The sequence below is a fragment of the Micromonospora sp. NPDC049089 genome (assembly GCF_040648775.1).
Classification (GTDB): domain Bacteria; phylum Actinomycetota; class Actinomycetes; order Mycobacteriales; family Micromonosporaceae; genus Micromonospora.
The window spans coordinates 1-17,299 of sequence record NZ_JBEZEH010000162.1; the positions used below are offsets into that span (position 1 = coordinate 1).

Annotated in this window: 15 protein-coding genes and 1 pseudogene; 12 read left to right on the plus strand and 4 right to left on the minus strand. The window is 72.0% G+C overall.

Translation table 11 applies throughout. The features are described 5' to 3' along the window. Both AB0B48_RS24230 and AB0B48_RS24235 read left to right on the plus strand, forming a co-directional pair. A partial coding sequence (locus AB0B48_RS24230; protein WP_357205215.1) for a family 1 glycosylhydrolase occupies nt 1-1,137 on the plus strand: 1,137 nt, incomplete at its 5' end. A gap of 109 nt (nt 1,138-1,246) precedes the next feature. Further along, a complete protein-coding gene (locus AB0B48_RS24235) occupies nt 1,247-1,915 on the plus strand; it encodes a TMEM175 family protein (protein ID WP_357205218.1) in 669 nt (222 codons plus the stop codon). On the opposite strand, the gene AB0B48_RS24240 is transcribed toward AB0B48_RS24235, so the two are convergent. Beyond that, nucleotides 1,902-2,483 carry a nucleotidyltransferase family protein gene (locus AB0B48_RS24240; protein ID WP_357205221.1) on the minus strand — a complete coding sequence of 194 codons (582 nt, stop codon included), beginning with the start codon at nt 2,481-2,483 and terminating at the stop codon, nt 1,902-1,904. The two genes, AB0B48_RS24235 and AB0B48_RS24240, sit on opposite strands and share 14 nt — an antisense overlap. A gap of 126 nt (nt 2,484-2,609) precedes the next feature. On the opposite strand from AB0B48_RS24240, the gene AB0B48_RS24245 reads away from it, so the two are divergent. From AB0B48_RS24245 to AB0B48_RS24275, 7 genes and pseudogenes are all read left to right on the plus strand, one after another. After that, nucleotides 2,610-3,107, plus strand: coding sequence for a 2Fe-2S iron-sulfur cluster-binding protein (locus tag AB0B48_RS24245; RefSeq protein ID WP_357205250.1), 498 nt, complete (start codon nt 2,610-2,612; stop codon nt 3,105-3,107). Next, nucleotides 3,104-4,087, plus strand: a complete 984-nt coding sequence (locus AB0B48_RS24250; protein ID WP_357205224.1) for a xanthine dehydrogenase family protein subunit M — start codon at nt 3,104-3,106, stop codon at nt 4,085-4,087. Before AB0B48_RS24245 ends, AB0B48_RS24250 begins: the two co-directional genes overlap by 4 nt. Further along, nucleotides 4,084-6,174, plus strand: a complete 2,091-nt coding sequence (locus tag AB0B48_RS24255) for a xanthine dehydrogenase family protein molybdopterin-binding subunit (protein ID WP_357205227.1) — start codon at nt 4,084-4,086, stop codon at nt 6,172-6,174. The genes AB0B48_RS24250 and AB0B48_RS24255 overlap by 4 nt, the downstream gene beginning before the upstream one ends. 28 nt (nt 6,175-6,202) lie before the next feature. Further along, entirely contained in the window at nt 6,203-6,568 is a 366-nt protein-coding gene (locus AB0B48_RS24260) for a metalloregulator ArsR/SmtB family transcription factor (RefSeq protein ID WP_357205230.1), read from the plus strand. Beyond that, nucleotides 6,568-7,209: an SRPBCC family protein gene (locus tag AB0B48_RS24265; RefSeq protein WP_357205233.1), complete on the plus strand. Its 642-nt coding sequence runs from the start codon at nt 6,568-6,570 to the stop codon at nt 7,207-7,209. Before AB0B48_RS24260 ends, AB0B48_RS24265 begins: the two co-directional genes overlap by 1 nt. Nucleotides 7,210-7,268: 59 nt before the next feature. Then, nucleotides 7,269-7,778 (plus strand): NUDIX domain-containing protein, encoded by a 510-nt coding sequence (locus AB0B48_RS24270; RefSeq protein ID WP_357205236.1) that lies wholly within the window; start codon nt 7,269-7,271, stop codon nt 7,776-7,778. Nucleotides 7,779-7,883: 105 nt separating this feature from the next. Then, nucleotides 7,884-8,525, plus strand: a pseudogene (locus AB0B48_RS24275) (SAM-dependent methyltransferase); the annotation flags it as partial. A 50-nt stretch (nt 8,526-8,575) separates the two neighbouring features. On the opposite strand, the gene AB0B48_RS24280 reads toward AB0B48_RS24275, so the two are convergent. From AB0B48_RS24280 to AB0B48_RS24290, 3 genes are all read right to left on the minus strand, one after another. Then, the gene (locus tag AB0B48_RS24280; RefSeq protein WP_357205253.1) at nt 8,576-10,531 is read right to left on the minus strand and encodes an ABC transporter ATP-binding protein; all 1,956 of its coding nucleotides are present in this window, start codon (nt 10,529-10,531) and stop codon (nt 8,576-8,578) included. Nucleotides 10,532-10,606: 75 nt separating this feature from the next. Then, a complete protein-coding gene (locus AB0B48_RS24285) occupies nt 10,607-12,052 on the minus strand; it encodes an ATP-binding protein (RefSeq protein ID WP_357205239.1) in 1,446 nt (481 codons plus the stop codon). Between the two features lie 96 nt (nt 12,053-12,148). Beyond that, nucleotides 12,149-13,807 (minus strand): FAD-dependent oxidoreductase, encoded by a 1,659-nt coding sequence (locus AB0B48_RS24290; protein WP_357205242.1) that lies wholly within the window; start codon nt 13,805-13,807, stop codon nt 12,149-12,151. 151 nt (nt 13,808-13,958) lie between these two features. Between AB0B48_RS24290 and AB0B48_RS24295 the strand changes: the two genes are divergently transcribed. The 3 genes from AB0B48_RS24295 to AB0B48_RS24305 all read left to right on the plus strand — a co-directional run bounded on the left by AB0B48_RS24295 (nt 13,959) and on the right by AB0B48_RS24305 (nt 17,262). After that, nucleotides 13,959-16,196, plus strand: a complete 2,238-nt coding sequence (locus AB0B48_RS24295) for a hypothetical protein (protein ID WP_357205245.1) — start codon at nt 13,959-13,961, stop codon at nt 16,194-16,196. Between the two features lie 43 nt (nt 16,197-16,239). Beyond that, nucleotides 16,240-16,731: an SsrA-binding protein SmpB gene (gene smpB / locus AB0B48_RS24300; protein ID WP_355007334.1), complete on the plus strand. Its 492-nt coding sequence runs from the start codon at nt 16,240-16,242 to the stop codon at nt 16,729-16,731. Between the two features lie 138 nt (nt 16,732-16,869). Continuing rightward, on the plus strand, nt 16,870-17,262 hold the full coding sequence (locus AB0B48_RS24305; protein ID WP_112673007.1) for an SCO5389 family protein: 393 nt from the start codon (nt 16,870-16,872) through the stop codon (nt 17,260-17,262). Nucleotides 17,263-17,299 lie beyond the last annotated feature (37 nt).

The window sequence follows — 17,299 nt, forward strand, 5'->3', positions numbered from 1 at the left end:
CCCGACGAGCTGCTCGCCGAGGCGGAGTGGCTGGCCAAGACCGGCGTACGGGAGCTGGTGCTGGTCAGCGAGAACTCCACCTCGTACGGCATCGCCGGGATCCGACCGTTCGTCACGCTCTACCACTGGGATCTGCCGCAGGTTCTGCAGGACTCCGGCGGTTGGCCGGAGCGGGCCACCGCCGAGGCGTTCGCCGACTACGCGGCGGTGGTCGCCGGCCGCCTCGGCGACCGCGTGGCCGACTGGTGCACCGTCAACGAGCCACTCTGCGTGTGCTGGATCGGGCACCTGGAGGGCAACATGGCCCCCGGCGAGCGCGACCTCACCCGCGCCGTGCACGCCTCGCACCACGTGCTGCTCGGGCACGGCCTGGCCACCCAGGCGATCCGCGCCAACGCCGCCCGGCCGGCCTCGGTGGGCCTGGTCGTCAACCTCAGCCCGATCGAGGCGGCGACCGACCGACCAGAGGACGTCGCGGCGGCCCGCCGGGCCGACGGGCACGTCAACCGGTGGTGGCTGGACCCGATCCACGGGCGCGGCTACCCCGCCGACATGATCGCCACCTACGGGGTCGAGCCGCCGGTACGCGGCGACGATCTGGCGGTGATCGCCACGCAGACGGACTTCCTCGGGGTGAACTACTATTTCCGCCAACTGGTGGTCGACGATCCGACAGGTCCGGCGCCGTTCGCGAAGCAGGTGCCGGTGCCCGGCTCGGTGGAGACCGCGATGGGCTGGGAGATGTACCCGGCGGGCCTGGAGCGGCTGCTCGTCGACGTGCACGAGGAGTACCGGCCGGGCCGGATCATCGTCACCGAGAGCGGCTCGGCGTGGCCGGACGAGGTCACCCCGGACGGCACTGTCGAGGACAAGGAACGCACCGACCACCTGGAGCAGCACCTGGCCGCGTGCGCGTCGGCGGTGGCCCGAGGGGTTCCCCTGGACGGCTACTTCGTCTGGTCACTGCTGGACAACTTCGAGTGGGCGTACGGCTACGACAAGCGCTTCGGGCTGGTGCACGTCGACTACGCCACCCAGCGCCGGACGGTGAAGGCCAGCGGTCTGCGCTACGCCGAGGTGATCCGCGCCCACCAGCGGCTCGCCCGCACCACCGGAACCGCGACGCCGGTGGCCTGAACGGGGGCGGTGCGAGCGGCCGTCCGGGGCCCCGACCCCGGGCGGCCGTTTCCGTTCCGATCGGAGGAAACCACCACCGGCCGCGTTGCCGAGTGGCTAGCCTGCGGCAATGTCCGCAGCACCCGACGAGGCCGAGCAGCCCGACGCAGGAGCGCGAGTGACCGGCACCGACCGGATGACGGCCTTCAGCGACGGGGTCTTCGCCATCGTCATCACCCTGCTGGTCATCGAGTTGCGGGTGCCCGAGTACCACGAGGGTGAGCTGCTCACCGGTCTGCTCGGCGAGGGCGCCTCCTACCTGGCCTTCGTGGTGTCCTTCGTCTACATCGGGGTGCTCTGGCTCAACCACCACGCGCTGTTGCGGCTGATCCGCGGCACCACGCTCACGTTGAGCTGGATCAACCTCGGTGTGCTCTTCGGCGCGGTGATCATCCCCTTCCCCACCGCGGTGCTGGCGTCCGCGTTCACCCATGGCGACACCGACGACCAGCGCGCGGCTGTCGCCCTGTACGCGCTGGCCGCAGCCCTGATGTCAGCCCCCTGGCTGGTGTTCTTCGGCTACCTGCACCGCCACCCGGCGCTGCTCCAGCGTCGGGTCAGCCCCGAGTACGTGCGGACGCAGCGGCTGCGACCGGTCACCGGCCTGATCCTGTACGGGCTCAGCGGTCTGCTCGGCTGGTTCGTCAGCCCGCTGCTGGGCCTGATCGGCGTCATCATCATGATCACCTATCACGCGATCACCAGCGAGGGTCTGCCCCGCTGGCTCACCCGCCGCTGAGCGGGCGGAGTCGGCGCAGGTCGGTCGGGGTGTCCACGTCGGCCGGGGACCCGACGTCGTCACAGGGCACCTCGACCACCAGGTCCGGCCGGTCGCGCAGCAGGCCGCGAGCGCCCCGGTCGCCGACGGCGTACCGGTCCAGCAGCGGCCAGGTCTCCCGAGCCAGGAGCACCGGGTGCCCCGGCCGACCGGCGTAGGTGGCGACCGCGACGAGCGCACCGCCGGCGTACGCGGCCCGCACCCGGCGGACCGCGACCGGGCTGAGCAGCGGCTGGTCGACGAGGACCACGACGGCAGCCGGTACGTTGGCCGGCAGGGAGGCCAGGCCCCGGCGCAGCGACGATCCCAGCCCTTCGGGCCAGCCGTCGTGCCGGACCGGCACCGCGCCGGGCAGGTCGGGCACCTCGTCGGCGCCCGCACCGAGCACCACGTGCACGGGTGCGCAGCCGCCATCGCCGAGCAGCCGGATCGCGCGCCGCACCAGCGGCTCGCCGTCCAGCTCGACCAGCACCTTCGGCCGGCCGTAGCGCCGCCCGGCGCCGGCGGCGAGCAGCAGTCCGGCGGTCACCGTCGTCACCTCCCGTACGAAGGGCTTTGCGTTATTCGCCCCGAGATATACCGACAAAGCTAGTCTGGGCCGGTGCAGGGCGGACCGGAGAACGCGACCACGATCGACGAGCGCCACTCGTCCCGGGTGACGGTCGAGGTCAACGGCGTGTCCCGTGAGGTGACCCTGGACAACCGCACCACACTGCTCGACACGCTGCGCGAGCACCTCGACCTGACCGGGGCGAAGAAGGGCTGCGACCACGGCCAGTGCGGCTCCTGCACGGTGCTGCTCGACGGCCGGCGGGTGAAGAGCTGCCTGGTCTTCGCGGTGACCGTGGACGGCCGGTCAGTGGTGACCGTCGAGGGGCTGGCCGGGCCGGACGAGCTGTCCCCGTTGCAGGCCGCCTTCGTCGCGCACGACGCCTTCCAGTGCGGCTACTGCACTCCCGGGCAGCTCTGCTCCGCCCGGGGCATGCTCGACGAGGTCTCCCGGGGCTGGCCCAGCGCGGTCACCGGCGACCTGAACACGCCCGCCGAGCTGACCGACGCGGAGATCCGCGAGCGGATGGCCGGCAACCTGTGCCGGTGCGCCGCGTACCCGCACATCGTGGCGGCCGTACGCGAGACGGCGGCGTCCTCGTGAAGGCGTTCCGCTACCACCGGCCCGCCGACGTGGCCGAGGCGGTCGCCGTGCTGGCGGCCGAACCGCAGGCCGCCTACCTGGGCGGCGGAACCAACCTGGTGGACCTCATGAAGCTCGGGGTGCAGCGCCCCGACGTGCTGGTGGACGTGACCCGGCTTCCCCTCGACACCGTCGAGGAGCTGCCCGACGGTGGGCTGCGGATCGGCGCGACGGTCCGCAACAGCGACCTCGCGGCGCACCCGGCGGTACGCCGCGACTACCCGGTGCTGGCCCGCGCCCTGCTCGCCGCTGCCTCCGGACAGCTGCGCAACATGGCCACCACCGGCGGCAACCTGTTGCAGCGAACCCGCTGCGTCTACTTCCAGGACACCGGCAAGGCGTGCAACAAACGGGAGCCGGGCAGCGGTTGCGCCGCTCTGCACGGCCAGAACCGCGACCTGGCGGTGCTGGACTGGTCGGAGCAGTGCGTGGCCACCCACCCGTCCGACCTGGCCGTCGCGTTGGCCGCCCTCGACACGGTGGTGGAGGTGCACGAGGCCGACGGCCCCCGTGACATCCCGATCGCCGGCTTCTACCGCTCCCCCGGCAGCCACCCGGAACGGGAGACCACAGTGGCCCGGGGCGCGCTGATCACCGCCGTGCGACTGCCGCCCCTACCGGCCGCGCGCCGCTCGACGTACCTCAAGGTGCGCGACCGGGCCTCGTTCGCCTTCGCCGCCGGCTCGGTGGCCGCGGTGCTGGACCTCGACGGTGACGTGGTCCGCGACGTGCGGCTGGCGTACGGGGCGGTGGCGCACCGGCCGTGGCGGGCGTACCGGGCCGAAGAGCAGCTGCGCGGACGTCCGTTCAGCCCCGAATTGGCGGCACGGGCCGCCGACGCGGAGCTGGCCGAGGCGCGCCCGCTACGGCACAACGGCTTCAAGCTGCCGCTGACCCGGGCCATCACCGTGCGGGCGCTCACCGAACTGGCGTCGTCGTGAGCACCGGGGCGGTCGGCCGGGCGTACCCCCGGCTGGAGGGCCCGGCGAAGGTCACCGGCGCGGCCCGCTACGCGGTCGAGTACCCGGTGGACGGGGTCACCTACGGCTGGGCGGTGCCGTCGACAGTGGTGCGGGGCCGGATCACCCGGATCGACACGACGCAGGCGTTGGCCTCGCCCGGCGTGCTGGCCGTGGTGCACCACGGCAACGCGCCCCGGATGGCGCCCGGCCCACAGCCGGAGCTGCGGCTGTTGCAGGAGCCGACTGTGCACTACCGGGGGCAGTACGTCGCCGTGGTGGTAGCCACCAGCCTGGAGGCGGCCCGCGAGGGCGCCCGACTGGTCCGCATCGACTACGACACCGGCCCGCACAGCACAGTGCTCACCGACGACCATCCCGGCCTGTACAAGCCTGACCAGGTGAACCCCAGCTATCCGACGGACACCGCCGAGGGCGACTTCGACGCCGGGTACGCGGCCGCCCCGGTGCGGGTGGACGTCACCTACCGCACGCCGGCGTACCACAACAACCCGATGGAACCGCACGCCACCATCGCGCAGTGGCACGACGGGCGGCTCCTGGTGCACGACTCCACCCAGGGCGCGACGCCGGTACGCGCCACCCTCGCCGAGCTGTTCGAGCTGCCGCCGGAGTCGATCCGCGTCGTCGCCGAGCACGTCGGCGGCGGCTTCGGCAGCAAGGGGTACGCCAAGGCGTCGGTGGTGCTGGCCGCCCTCGCCGCCCGGCACGTGGACCGCCCGGTCAAGCTGGCGTTGACCCGACAGCAACTGTTCGGGCCGCTCGGATACCGCACCCCCACCATCCAGCGGGTCCGCCTCGCCGCCGACACCGACGGCCGGCTCACCGCCATCTGCCACGACGCGATCAGCCAGACCTCCACCATCAGGGAGTTCGCCGAGCAGACCGCCGTCTACACCCGCAGCATGTACGCCGCACCGCACCGCCGCACCACGCATCGGCTGGCCCGCCTCGACGTGCCCACTCCGTTCTGGATGCGCGCCCCGGGCGAGTGCCCCGGCGCGTACGCCCTGGAGTCCGCGGTGGACGAGCTGGCCATCGCCGTCGGCATCGACCCGGTGGAGCTGCGTATCCGCAACGACACCGCTGTCGACCCCGACCAGGGACGCCCGTTCACCAGTCGCAACCTGGTGGCCTGCCTGCGTGAGGGCGCGGAGCGGTTCGGCTGGGCCGGTCGTGATCCGTCGCCCCGGTCCCGGCGGGAGGGACGGTGGCTGATCGGGACGGGGGTGGCCGGATCGAGCTACCCGGCCCGGGCCCGGCCTTCCTCGGCGACGGCCACCGCCCGGTCCGACGGGAGCTTCCTGGTCCAGATCAACGCCACCGACATCGGCACCGGCGCCCGGACTGCGATCTGGCAGGTGGCCGCCGACGCCCTCGCAGTGCCGCCGGAACGGGTGGAGATCCGCATCGGGGACACCGCGCTGCCGACGGCACCGCTGGCCGGCGGCTCGATGGGGACCGCCAGCTGGAGCTGGGCGGTGATACGCGCGGCCCAGGCGCTGCGCGAGAAGCTGCGCGACGGCGGGCCGCCGACCGACGAGGTGACCGCCGAGGCGGACACCACCGAGGAGGTGGGTGAGCAGCCCGCGCTCCCCCGGTACGCCTACGGGGCGCAGTTCGTCGAGGTGCGGGTCGACGCGGACACCGGCGAGGTACGGCTGAACCGGATGCTCGGGGTGTTCGCGGCGGGGCGGGTGGTGAACCCGACGACGGCCCGCAGTCAGCTCATCGGCGGCATGACGATGGGGCTGTCGATGGCGCTGCACGAGGAGGGCCTGCTCGACGAGCGCTACGGCGACTGGGTCAACCACGACCTGGCCACCTACCACATCACCGGCTGCGCCGACGTCGAGTCGATCGAGGCGTACTGGCTGGACGAGCGGGACGACGAGCTGAACCCGGCCGGGGTGAAGGGCATCGGCGAGATCGGCATCGTCGGCGCCGCGGCGGCGGTCGCCAACGCGGTACATCATGCCACCGGCGTACGGATCCGGGAGCTGCCGATCCGGCTGGACAAGCTCATCGGAGTATCAGACTTGGCTTAAATAAGCCGTCAGTGATACAACTGTCGTCGTGCACGCCTTCGACGTGCTGGGCGATCCGGTCCGGCGCCGCATCCTGGAACTGCTCGCCGCCGGCGAGCAGACCGCCGGCGCGGTCAGCACTGTCATCCGCGAGGAGTTCGGCATCTCCCAGCCCGCCGTGTCCCAGCACCTCAAGGTGTTACGCGACAACGGCTTCGCCACCGTGCGGCCGGAGGGCACCCGGCGGCTCTACGCGGTCGACCCACGCCCACTGCGCGAGGTCGACGGCTGGCTGGAGCACTTCCGCCGGTTCTGGACCCCACCCCTGGCGGCACTCGCCACCGAGCTGGCCCGGGGCCGACGCGAGCGTCGGCTACGCGGCCCCGCCGACCCACCCGACGAGAGGAACACCTGATGTTCGACGCCACCGAGCAGATCAACGCCGTCCAACGCAAGGTCGGCAGCCGCACCCTGGAAGCCGGTGAGGCGCGGGTCACCACGATCAGCCAGACCTACCATGCGACGGCCGAGGATCTGTGGGACGCCTGCACCAGCGCCGAGCGCATCCCGCGCTGGTTCCTGCCGATCTCCGGCGACCTGCGGCTCGGCGGCACGTACCAGCTCCAGGGCAACGCCCACGGCACCGTCGAGAGCTGCGAGCCGCCGCACCGCTTCACCGCCACCTGGGAGATGGGCGGCGAGGTGAGCTGGATCGAGGTGCGGGTCACAGCGGTCGGCGACGAGCGGGCCCGCCTCGACCTGGACCACATCGCGCACGTCGACCAGGACCGGTGGGCCCAGTTCGGGCCGGGCGCGGTCGGTGTCGGGTGGGACCTCGGGCTGCTCGGGCTCGCCTCGCACCTGGCCGCCGACGGCAGCGGGATCACGCCGGAACAGGGCGCCGAGTGGACCGCCTCCGCCGAGGGACGACGGGCCATGGAGCTGAGCAGTCAACTGTGGTGCGAAGCGAGCATCGCCGCCGGCACCGACGCCGACGAGGCGAAGGCCGCCGCCGAACGCACCACCGCCTTCTACACGGGCGACCCGGCAGCCTGACCGCTTGGCGAGGCGGCGGCGCGGCAGCCTGAGCAGGGATCGGAGTAACGTGCTGCGGCATGACCGGCACGCCGTACTCGCACTGCTCCTCCTGCGGCGCCGCCTACCCGCCGGCCGTCGGATGGCCGCGACTCTGCGCGGTCTGCGGCGAGACCGTCTGGCGCAACCCACTGCCGGTGGCGGTCGCGGTGCTACCGGTCCGCACCGCCGAGGGCCTGGGAGTGGTGGTGGTCCGCCGGGACATCGAACCCGCCCGCGGCCTGCTCGCGCTGCCCGGTGGCTTCATCGAGTACGGCGAGGAGTGGTCCGACGCGCTCGTGCGGGAGCTTCGGGAGGAGACCGGCCTGATCGCGGCGGCCGGGGACGCCCGCCTGTTCGCGGTGCACGGCTCACCGACGGGAGGCACGATGATGGTCTTCGGAGTGCTGCCCGAGCGGGCGGCCGAGGACCTGCCACCGTCGGCGCCGACCGAGGAGGCGACCGAGTGGCTGGTGCTCACCGACCCGGTCGAGCTGGCGTTCTCCACCCACACGCGGATCCTGGCTGAGTTCCTGACACCCACCTCCTGACCCCGCGCTCGGTACGGGACAAGGGCTTCGTCGATCCGCAGGACCATGCGGGCGCCGCCGCGCCGCTAGGCTACGGCCCCGACGCCGGTACGGCTGGTGAGGGAGAAGGCGGCACGGTATTCGCGCGCGTTTCTCAGACGAGCGGTGACCTACCTCGCCGCAGAGGCGGGGGTAGGCCAGTTCCTCGACGTCGGTACGGGCCTGCCCACTGCCGACAACACCCACGAGGTCGCCCAACGGATCACGCCGCGGGCGCGCGTTGTCTACGTCGACAACGACCCGATGGTTCTCGCGCACGCCCGAGTGTTGCTGACCAGCAGCCAGGAGGGTGCCACGCAGTATGTCGACGCCGATCTGCGCGACCCGGAGAAGATCGTCCAGGACGCTCGCGACACACTCGACTTCAATGAGCCGATCGCACTGATGATGCTGGGCGTCATGGGCCACGTCGAGAAGCCGGCCGAGGCGCAGGCCATCGTCAACGCTCTGGTCTCGTCCCTACCATCGGGCAGCTTTCTGGCGATGTCCGACGGTACGGCTACCAGCGAGCGGGTCATCGAGTCGCATCGGCAGTACAACGAAAGCGGTGCTCTGCCGTACCACCTGCGTGCGGTCGCGGACTTCAGGGCGTTCTTCGACGGCCTCGACCTCGTCGAGCCGGGTGTCGTGCCGCTGGGGCACTGGCGGACTGACAGCAGGCCCGCGGCCGTCGTGGATGGCTACTGCGGGGTCGCCCGCGTGCTCTGATGCGTCGACTGCCGGGCCGATCCGCACGAAACAGGCTCCGCGCAGTCTGGTCAGCGGGTGTCGGCGGGGCGGCGTCCGTCGACCCCGGTCAGGTAACCGCTGGCCTGCAGGTTGAACAGCTCGCGGTAGAGGCCACCGGCGGTCATGAGCTCGTCGTGACTGCCGTGCTGGACGAGTCGACCCCGTTCCAGCACGAAGATCCGGTCGGCGTGCCGGACGTTCGCCAGCCGGTGGGTGATCAGCACGACCGCCCGGTCAGGGCGACGGCGCAGGTGCTGGAACAGGGCATGTTCGGCACGCGCGTCCAGGGCGGCCGAGGGTTCGTCGCAGATCAGCAGGGCGGCGTCCCGGTAGAGGCCGCGCGCCGCGACGAGTCGCTGCCACTGCCCGCCGGACAACTCGTGGCCGTCCTTGAACTCCCGGTCGAGCAACGTGTCGTAGCCGTGCGGCAGGCCAACGATCATGTCGTGCGCGGCGGCCGCTCGGGCTGCCTCCTGCACACTCGGGCCGGACCGGTCCGGCGGGCGATCGTGCCGGCCGACGCGGATGTTCTGCCCGGCGGTGAACGGGAACTTCCACCACTCCTGGGTCATCACGGCCACCTGAGCGCCCAGGGCACGCGGGTCCAACTCGGCGGCGTCGACGCCGTCCCAGCGGATCACCCCGCCGGTCGGCTGGTAGAGGCCCGCGATCAGTTTGGCCAGGGTGGTCTTGCCCGAGCCGTTCTCACCGACCAGCGCGATCACCTCGCCTCGGCGGACGGTGAGGCTGACCCGGTCCACCGCCGAGGAGTCGGTGTCCGGGTAGCGCAGGCTCACCTCGTCCAGCTCGATCACGTCGACGCCGTCGGCCACCCGACTGCCTCCGACCGGCACCCGGGCCCGGGCGCGGGCCAGGAAGTCCTGGTAGTCCTGGTAGTAGAGGGCGTCCTCGTACAGTGAGTTGGTGGCGACGACCGCCACGCCCAGGCTGGTCCGCGCGGACTGCAACGCGAGCAGGGCGGTGGCCGCGGCGGCGAGGGCGACCATCCCACTGAGCAGCAGACCACCGAGGACCGCGTACACGCCGAAGGTGGCCAGGCCCGCCACCGTGGCACCGACGACCCGGGTGCCGGTCTGCGAGCGGACCAGCCGCAGCTGGGCACGGGTCTCGACGGCCATCACGCCGCGGTACTCGGCGAGCAGGAAGTCGCGCATCTGGTAGGCGCGCACCTCGGCGGCGGTGTGCCGGTTGGCCATCAGGTGGGCGAGCATCCACATCCGGCGGCGCCGGGTGATCCGGGCCAGCATCGCCAGGTACTCCCGGCGGGCCATCCGCACCGCCGTGATCGCCTGGGGCACCGCGGCGAGCAGCAGGCAGGGCAGCAGCAGCGGTTGGATGACGGTCACCGCCACGGCGGTGGCGAGCATGCCGACCACGCCGGTGACGAGGTTGACGGTGTGGTCGACGATCCACGCCGCCTCGCCCATCCCCCGGTCGCGGGCGCGGTCCATCTCCTCGGCGAAGCCGGCGTCGTCGAACGCGGCCAGGTCCACCGCCGTGGTGGCCTCGAACAGGCGTAACTCCACCTGGTAGTTGATCTGAGGGGTCAGCCGGGCCTGGGCCCACCCGGCCGCGATGGTCAGGCCGCCGCGCGCCGACACCGCCGCCGCGGCCACGATCAGCGCCGGCAGGGCCGAGCGGACCCGGTCCGGGGTGGGGCCGGCGGCGAACAACTCGCGCAGCACGCTCGTCGTGGCGAGCAGGCCGAACGTGGTCATCACCCCAGCGGCGATGTTCAGGCCGATGGAGGCGACGGTGTCGCGCCGGTTTGTGGACCAGGCCAGGCCGACCGCTTCCCGGACCAGTCGGGGCAGCCGCCGGGCCACCGCCCAGAAGCTGGTGTGCGCGAACTCCTGCGCGTGGTGCAGCCAGTCCCGATCCTCCAGCTCCGGCAGCACTGAGCTGTCGCCGGGCGGGTCGATCGGCTGGTCGTCGTCCTCAGCAGCGGTGCGCTGGCGGGCCATCGACTCCACGGACCCTCCTCCGGGCGGGGATCACAAACGCCGCCCGAGACTACTGCCCGCGACCGCCCGCTGTCTCTAGGTAGTCGGCGCGTCGTGGGGCTCGTCCGTGATCGGCAGCAGGACCCGGAAGGTGGTGCGGCCCGGCTCGGTCTCCACCCGGATGTCGCCGTGGTGTTTGTGCACCACGATCCGGTACGAGATGTCCAGCCCCAGACCGGTGCCCGCGCCGACCGGCTTGGTGGTGAAGAACGGCTCGAAGATGCGCGGACGCACCTCTGGCGGGATGCCCGGCCCGGTGTCGTTGATCTCCACCGCCAACTGGTCACCGATCCGTCCGGTGCGGACGGTCAGCACACCCTTCTCCCCCACCGCGCCCAACGCGTTGTCGATCAGGTTGGTCCACACCTGATTCAGCTCGGCCGCGTACGCCGGGACCGGCGGGAGGTTCCGGTCGTACTCGCGGACCAGTTTGACCTCGGCGGGGATCTTGCCCTTGAACATCACCAGCGTCGCGTCGAGCAGGTCGTGCACGTCCACCACCCGGTGCGGCGCGCGGTCCAGCTGCGAATACTGCTTGGCGGCGTCCACGAGCCCGGAGATCCGGGTGACAGCGTCGCCGATCTCGCGCATCAGCAGCTCGGTGTCGACGGTGTAGGTGAGCCAGCGCACCGCCGCCTCCAGGTCCGCGGCACCGACCGCTGCCTTCACCTGCGCCAACCAGGCAGCGTCGAGCCCACCGCCGACCAGGATCGGCGCCAGGTCCCAGGCCCCGCCGACGCCATGGTCCTCCAGCCAGTCGGTGAGAGTGTCCTCAGCGTCGGCGGTGGCCATCGGGGTCAACTTCGGCGCGGTGGCCACCCGGGCGACCGCCTCCTCCTGCAACCCGACGAGGCCGTGCAGGGCGCTCCCGTCGAGCCGGCCGTCGGCGACCATCGCGAGCTTGTGCCGCATCCCGGCGACCCGGTCCCGCAGCACAGAGGTGGCCCGCACCGCCGCCGCGGCCGGGTTGTTCAGCTCGTGGGTCAGCCCCGCCGACAGCGAACCGAGGGCCAACAGCCGCTCCCGTTCGCCGACGATGGCCTGGCTGTCCCGCAGGCCGAGGAACAGCCCTTCCAACAGGTGCATGGGCATCGGGAACCAGGACCGCAGGGCGTACGCGAAGTCCTCCGCCGGCAGCACGAAGAAGTCCGAGTCGACCACCGCCCGCATGGTGTTGCGGTAGATCTGGTCGACCTGGTCACCCAGGTAAGCCTGGACCGCCCCGCCGTACACGCCGCGCTGGTCGGTGCGGCTGACCTCGACGTCGTCGCCGCGCACCTGGCGGCTCAGCGCCACCGCGCCGCGCACCAGCACGAAGAAGCAGGTGCCTGGCTCCCCCTCGGCGTACACGAGAGTGCCGCCGGCACGCTGCTCGACACGGCCGCGTTCGGCCAGCCACTCGAGTCGCCCCTCGTCGAGCGCCTCGAACAGGAACAGGGTGCGCAACTGCGCCGGTGTCAGCCGGTCAGACTCGATGGTCACAGGGACTCCTTCGCTCGCAAACCCGGCTTTTCGCGCTCACCAGGCCACCATTCGTTCGCGACTGCGGGGCTCGCAAACCCGGCTCACTCCTCGCGCTCACTGGGCCTCCAGGTAGCGGTGCACCAACGACACCGCCATCGCGCCCTCGCCGACGGCCGAGGCGACCCGCTTGACCGACTCGGCCCGCACGTCCCCGGCGGCGAACACACCCGGCACGCTGGTCTCCAGGTGGTACGGATCGCGCGACAACGACCAACCGGCCGGCCGCCGCCCCCCGGCGAGCAGATCCGGACCGGTCAGGATGAAACCACGGCCGTCGCGGACCAGCACCCCGTCCAGCCAGTCGGTGCGGGGCTCCGCGCCGATGAAGATGAACAGCCAGGAGGTGTCGACCGAGCGGGCCTCCCCGGTGCGGGTGTCGCACAGGGTGAGCCGCTCCAGGTGGTCCTCCCCCGCCCCGCCGACCACAGCGGTGTACGGGTGCACGGTGATCCGGTCGATCCGTTCCAGCTGGTCGATCAGGTAACGCGACATCGAGGCGGTCAGGTCCGCACCACGGATGAGCAGGTGCACCCTCGACGCGTACCGGGAGAAGTGGACCGCCGCCTGGCCGGCGGAATTGGCCCCGCCGACGATGTAGACGTCCTGCTCGACGCAGCTCGGCGCCTCGGTGGCGGCGGCGCCGTAGAACACCCCCCGCCCGGTGAAGTCGGCCAGCCCGGGGGCGTCGAGCACCCGGTACGACACGCCGGTGGCCAGCACCACGGTGTGCGCGGCGATCTCGGTGCCGTCGCCGAAGCGCAGCAGTCGGGCACCGCCGGCCTCGCTGAGACCGACCACCTCCCGGGCGCTGAGCAGCTCGGCGCCGAACTTGACCGCCTGGCGTCGGGCCCGATCGGTCAACTGTGCGCCGGAGACACCGTCCGGGAAGCCCAGGTAGTTCTCGATGCGGCTACTCTGCCCGGCCTGACCGCCGGTCGCCCGTCGCTCCACGAGCACGGTGCGCAGCCCCTCCGACGCTCCGTACACCGCCGAACCGAGACCAGCGGGGCCGCCGCCGATCACCACCAGGTCGTAGAAGTCACACGCCGGCACCACGGTCAACCCGGCGAGCGCGGCCAACTCGGCCTCGCTCGGGGCGACCAACGCCTTGCCCTCCGGCGTCACCACCAGCGGCACGTCCGCCTCGGTGGCCCCGGCCGCGTCGAGCAACCGCACGCCCTCCGGATCGTCGGACAACAGCCACCGGTACGGCACCAGGTTGCGGGCCAGGAAGTCGCGGACCTTGAACGACGGCGCCGACCAGCGGTGCCCGACGACCCGGATCTCCGCGCTGGCCGCGTCCGGGGTGACCGCCCACGCCTCCAGCAGCCCGTCGACGACCGGGTACAGCTTCTCCTCCGGCGGGTGCCAGGGTTTGAGCAGGTAGTGGTCCAGGTCGACCACGTTGATGGCCTCGATCGCGGCGTCCGTGTCCGCGTACGCGGTGAGCAGCACCCGACGGGCGGCCGGGAAGATGTCCATCGCCGCTTCGAGGAATTCGACGCCGGTCATCTCCGGCATCCGGTGGTCGGCCAGCAGCAGCGCCACCTGTTCGCCGCGCAGTTTGACCTCGCGCAGCGCGTCCAGCGCCTCCGGGCCGGAGGAGGCTCGCAACACCCGATAGCGGTCGCCGTAGCGGCGCCGGATGTCGCGGGCGACCGCCCGGGACACCACGGGGTCGTCGTCGACGGTCAGGATCACCGGGTTCGCCATGGCGCCATGAAACCACCTGCCGACGGTCGACCGCACCATCGCGGGCGCCCGGCGCACGGTTGACCGCCCCGCAGACGGGTAAGCCGGAACGCCGCGCGGGTGTCCGGACATCGACGACCCGCCCGGTTGCCGCGCACACCTCGGGGGGCCCATGGCCGACGCGACACCGGACGGACCGCCGACGTCGGGCGGGATCGTGGAGCTGCGGGTGCACGGTGTCTCCGGCGCGGGCGCGGACCAGGTGTTGGACCGGCCGTACGTGTACCAGGTGGCCGGCGACCGCAGCGGAGGTTTCTACCGACCGCGCCCCGGATACCCGGACTCGACCGGTACGGACGGGGTGACGCTGGAGGCGTACCGCTGGAGTGACCTGCCGTCCGGCACAGCCGTGCGGACCCTGTCGCTGGTCTTCCTGCTGCCGTTCATGCTCTGCAACGTGGCCCTGTGGATGCGGCCGGCGAACACCGTCTCGACGCGCGGCTTCATGGCGCTGTGCCGGGTGCTCGCCCTCACCCTCACCATGCTCTACGTGCTCTCCATCGTCGGGGTGGCGTTGGACCTGATCGCGTGGCGCTGCATGGGCACCCCGTCGTGCCTGGCCGGTCGGACCTGGCTGTCCTGGCTCGGCGGGCGCCCGACCGGGCTGCGCCTGGGTGTCGTGGCGCTCGTGCCGGTCGCCGCCATCGGGCTCGTCTGGTGGTTGGGCACCCGCCTGGGCCATTCCTTCGACGCGTTCCGGACGCCGTCGACGACGATGTCGAAACACCAGTTGAGCGCCGTCGGCCAGTGGGACGGCGAGCCGCTCGTGGGTCGGTTGCGCTCGGTCCACGTCGCGGCGGCGTTCGCCACGCTCAGCGGCAGCCTGCTGACCGCGCGAGCCAGCCAGCACCGCTCGTGGGTGATGGTGATCCTGCTGACCGCCACCGCGGTGGTACTGCTGAGCTGCCTGGTCCTGGTCACGGTGGTGCGGAGCATCGACCGCACCGACCCGTCGCCCCGGGTGGACGGGGTCTTCCGCGGGCTGCGCACCATCGCCTGCGGCGTGACGATGCTGGTGATCGTGCACATCGTCATCAGCCCGGCACCGTGGCCGCAGGGCGGCGTACTGCCCGGCTACAGCGCGATCGTGGCCTGGCTGTTCGTCAGCCAGACCGTGCTGGTGGTCGCGCTCGCCGTGCTGGTGATCTGGCGGCGGGGTGGCGGGCAGCGCAGGTCACCCATCCGCGCGTTGGGAGCGCCGGTCTTCATGACGATCTCGGCCGGGCTCGCCGTGGCGTTCTCGGCCGAGCTTGTCTACCGGGTGGCGGACCTGCTCGACCGCAACGGGACGACCGCGGACGGCCTGGAGACCAGCCCTCCGCTGGCGTACAAATGGGCGATCTTCGGGTTTTTCCTGGCCGTGGTGACCGCATTGCTGGTGGCCGGCCTGGTCACCAGGATGACCCGGCGCGGGCGGCGGCGGGCCGCGCGGGCGATCGTGGCCGCCGACTTCCCGGACGCGCCGCCGCACGCGGCGGCCCGGCTGCGGCGGGTCGAGCAGGCGGTGGCCCGCGCCCGCTTCACCGAACGACTGGAGCCGCTCTCCGTGGTGTACGCCGGCCTGGCGGCGCTCGGCCTGGCCACCAGCGTGCTCGGCCTGCTCCAACTCCTACCCGGGGACGTGGCGCAGCGCTACGTCGGAGTGCCGGAGGGCATGGTCAACTTCCTGATCGGGTCGGGTAGCTACGTGATCGCCGCGATCCTGCTCGGCCTGGTGGTGGGCGGCATCTTCGCGTACCGGACACCACAGTTCCGTCGGTACGTGGGGGTGCTCTGGGATCTGGGCACCTTCTGGCCCCGGGCGGCGCACCCGTTCGCGCCGCCCTGCTACGCCGAGCGGGCCGTGCCGGAGTTGGCCAAGCGGATCACCTACCTGGTGGAACAGGGGCAGGGCGTGCTGCTGGCCGGGCACAGCCACGGCTCGGTACTGCTCGCCGCCGCGGTTCTGCAACTTCCCACCCGGATCACCGACCGGGTCGCCCTGCTGACCTACGGCTCACCGCTGGGCCGGCTCTACTCCCGGCTCTTCCCGGCGTACACCGACGACCCGGCGCTGCGGGAGATCGGCGAACGGGTCGGCTGGCGCTGGATCAACCTGTGGCGCGACACCGACCCGATCGGCGGTTGGATCTTCGCCTCCCACCGTCCCGGGGAGGCCGAGACGCTGACCGGTCCGCCGGCGACGGTGGACCGGCGGTTGACCGACCCGCAGGACGTGGTGCCGGCGCCCAGCGACAGCGTTCCCCCGCCGATCCTCGGACACTGGCCGTGCGAGTCGCAGGAGGCGTTCGGGGACGCGGTGAGGGACCTCACCGCGCGACTACGCCCCGCGCGCCCGGCACACGACTGAGCCGGCCGGTACGACTGCTCCGACGGCCGGATATCGTCGCCTGGTGACCCCGTCCAAACCACCCACCCGCCGGTTGATCGCCTCCAACAAGAAGGCCCGGCACGAGTACACCGTGCTGCGCACGTACGAGGCGGGCATCGTGCTGGTCGGCACGGAGGTGAAGTCGCTGCGCGAGGGGCGGGCCTCGCTGGTGGACGCGTTCGCGCACGAGCGCGACGGCGAGATCGTGCTGTACGGCCTGCACATCGCCGAGTACGCCTACGGCACGTGGACCAACCACGCCCCGCGCCGCAACCGCAAGCTGCTGCTGCACCGCGCCGAGATCGACCGGATCCTGGACAAGGTCCGCGAGGGCGGGGTGACCCTCGTTCCGCTGTCGATGTACTTCGAGAACGGCTTCGCCAAGGTCGAGTTGGCCCTCGCCAAGGGCAAGCGCTCCTACGACAAGCGGCAGACGTTGGCCGAGCGCGACGCCAACCGGGAGATCGCCCGCGAACTGGGCCGGCACCTCAAGGGCCACCCCCGCCGACCCTGACGCCGCCGCTCGTCCCAGGACATGGGTGGGTCGCGGCGTGGCGCGCCGGGCCATCGTTGACGTCCTGCGAGAGACGTGGTCTGCTCAGTCGAGGCCGTTGTTGAAAACGGTAATCATTAGCTGTAGCGGAGGAGAACCATGTCTCTCACTGTCCCGCCCGCACTGCTGGACGCCGCCGAACGCGGCCCCATCGACGACGAGGCGTTCATCGCCTGCGTCCGAGACTCGCTGCCGTACGCCTGGGCCACCGTCAGCCGGGTGGTCGCCGAACTGGAGGCCGGCGACGACGACCTGGCCGACAACGTCGTTCCGCCGCCCACCGACGCCGACCGGGGTCAACTGCTCCGCGCGCTGGCCAGCGACGCCATCCGCGGTGGCCTGGAGCGACACTTCGGCGTACGCCTGGCCTTCCAGAACTGCCACCGCGTCGCCGCGTTCCGCCCATCGGCCGTCGACGGCGAGCGCTACCGCCGATTCGTGTCGACCCGTGGCCAACTACTCAACCAGTCCCCCGAACTCCGCAACTGCTGACCGTCGCGGCGGGCGGGCGGGCTCACCCGAGCCCGCC

Excerpts from the sequence above, each read along its gene's own strand:
- AB0B48_RS24305 (WP_112673007.1), top strand. The coding sequence starts at position 16,870 with ATGTCTCTCACTGTCCCGCCCGCACTGCTGGACGCCGCCGAACGCGGC.
- AB0B48_RS24265 (WP_357205233.1), top strand. The coding sequence starts at position 6,568 with ATGTTCGACGCCACCGAGCAGATCAACGCCGTCCAACGCAAGGTCGGC.
- AB0B48_RS24270 (WP_357205236.1), top strand. The coding sequence starts at position 7,269 with ATGACCGGCACGCCGTACTCGCACTGCTCCTCCTGCGGCGCCGCCTAC.
- AB0B48_RS24290 (WP_357205242.1), bottom strand. The coding sequence starts at position 13,807 with ATGGCGAACCCGGTGATCCTGACCGTCGACGACGACCCCGTGGTGTCC.
- AB0B48_RS24235 (WP_357205218.1), top strand. The coding sequence starts at position 1,247 with ATGTCCGCAGCACCCGACGAGGCCGAGCAGCCCGACGCAGGAGCGCGA.
- AB0B48_RS24280 (WP_357205253.1), bottom strand. The coding sequence starts at position 10,531 with ATGGCCCGCCAGCGCACCGCTGCTGAGGACGACGACCAGCCGATCGAC.
- AB0B48_RS24295 (WP_357205245.1), top strand. The coding sequence starts at position 13,959 with ATGGCCGACGCGACACCGGACGGACCGCCGACGTCGGGCGGGATCGTG.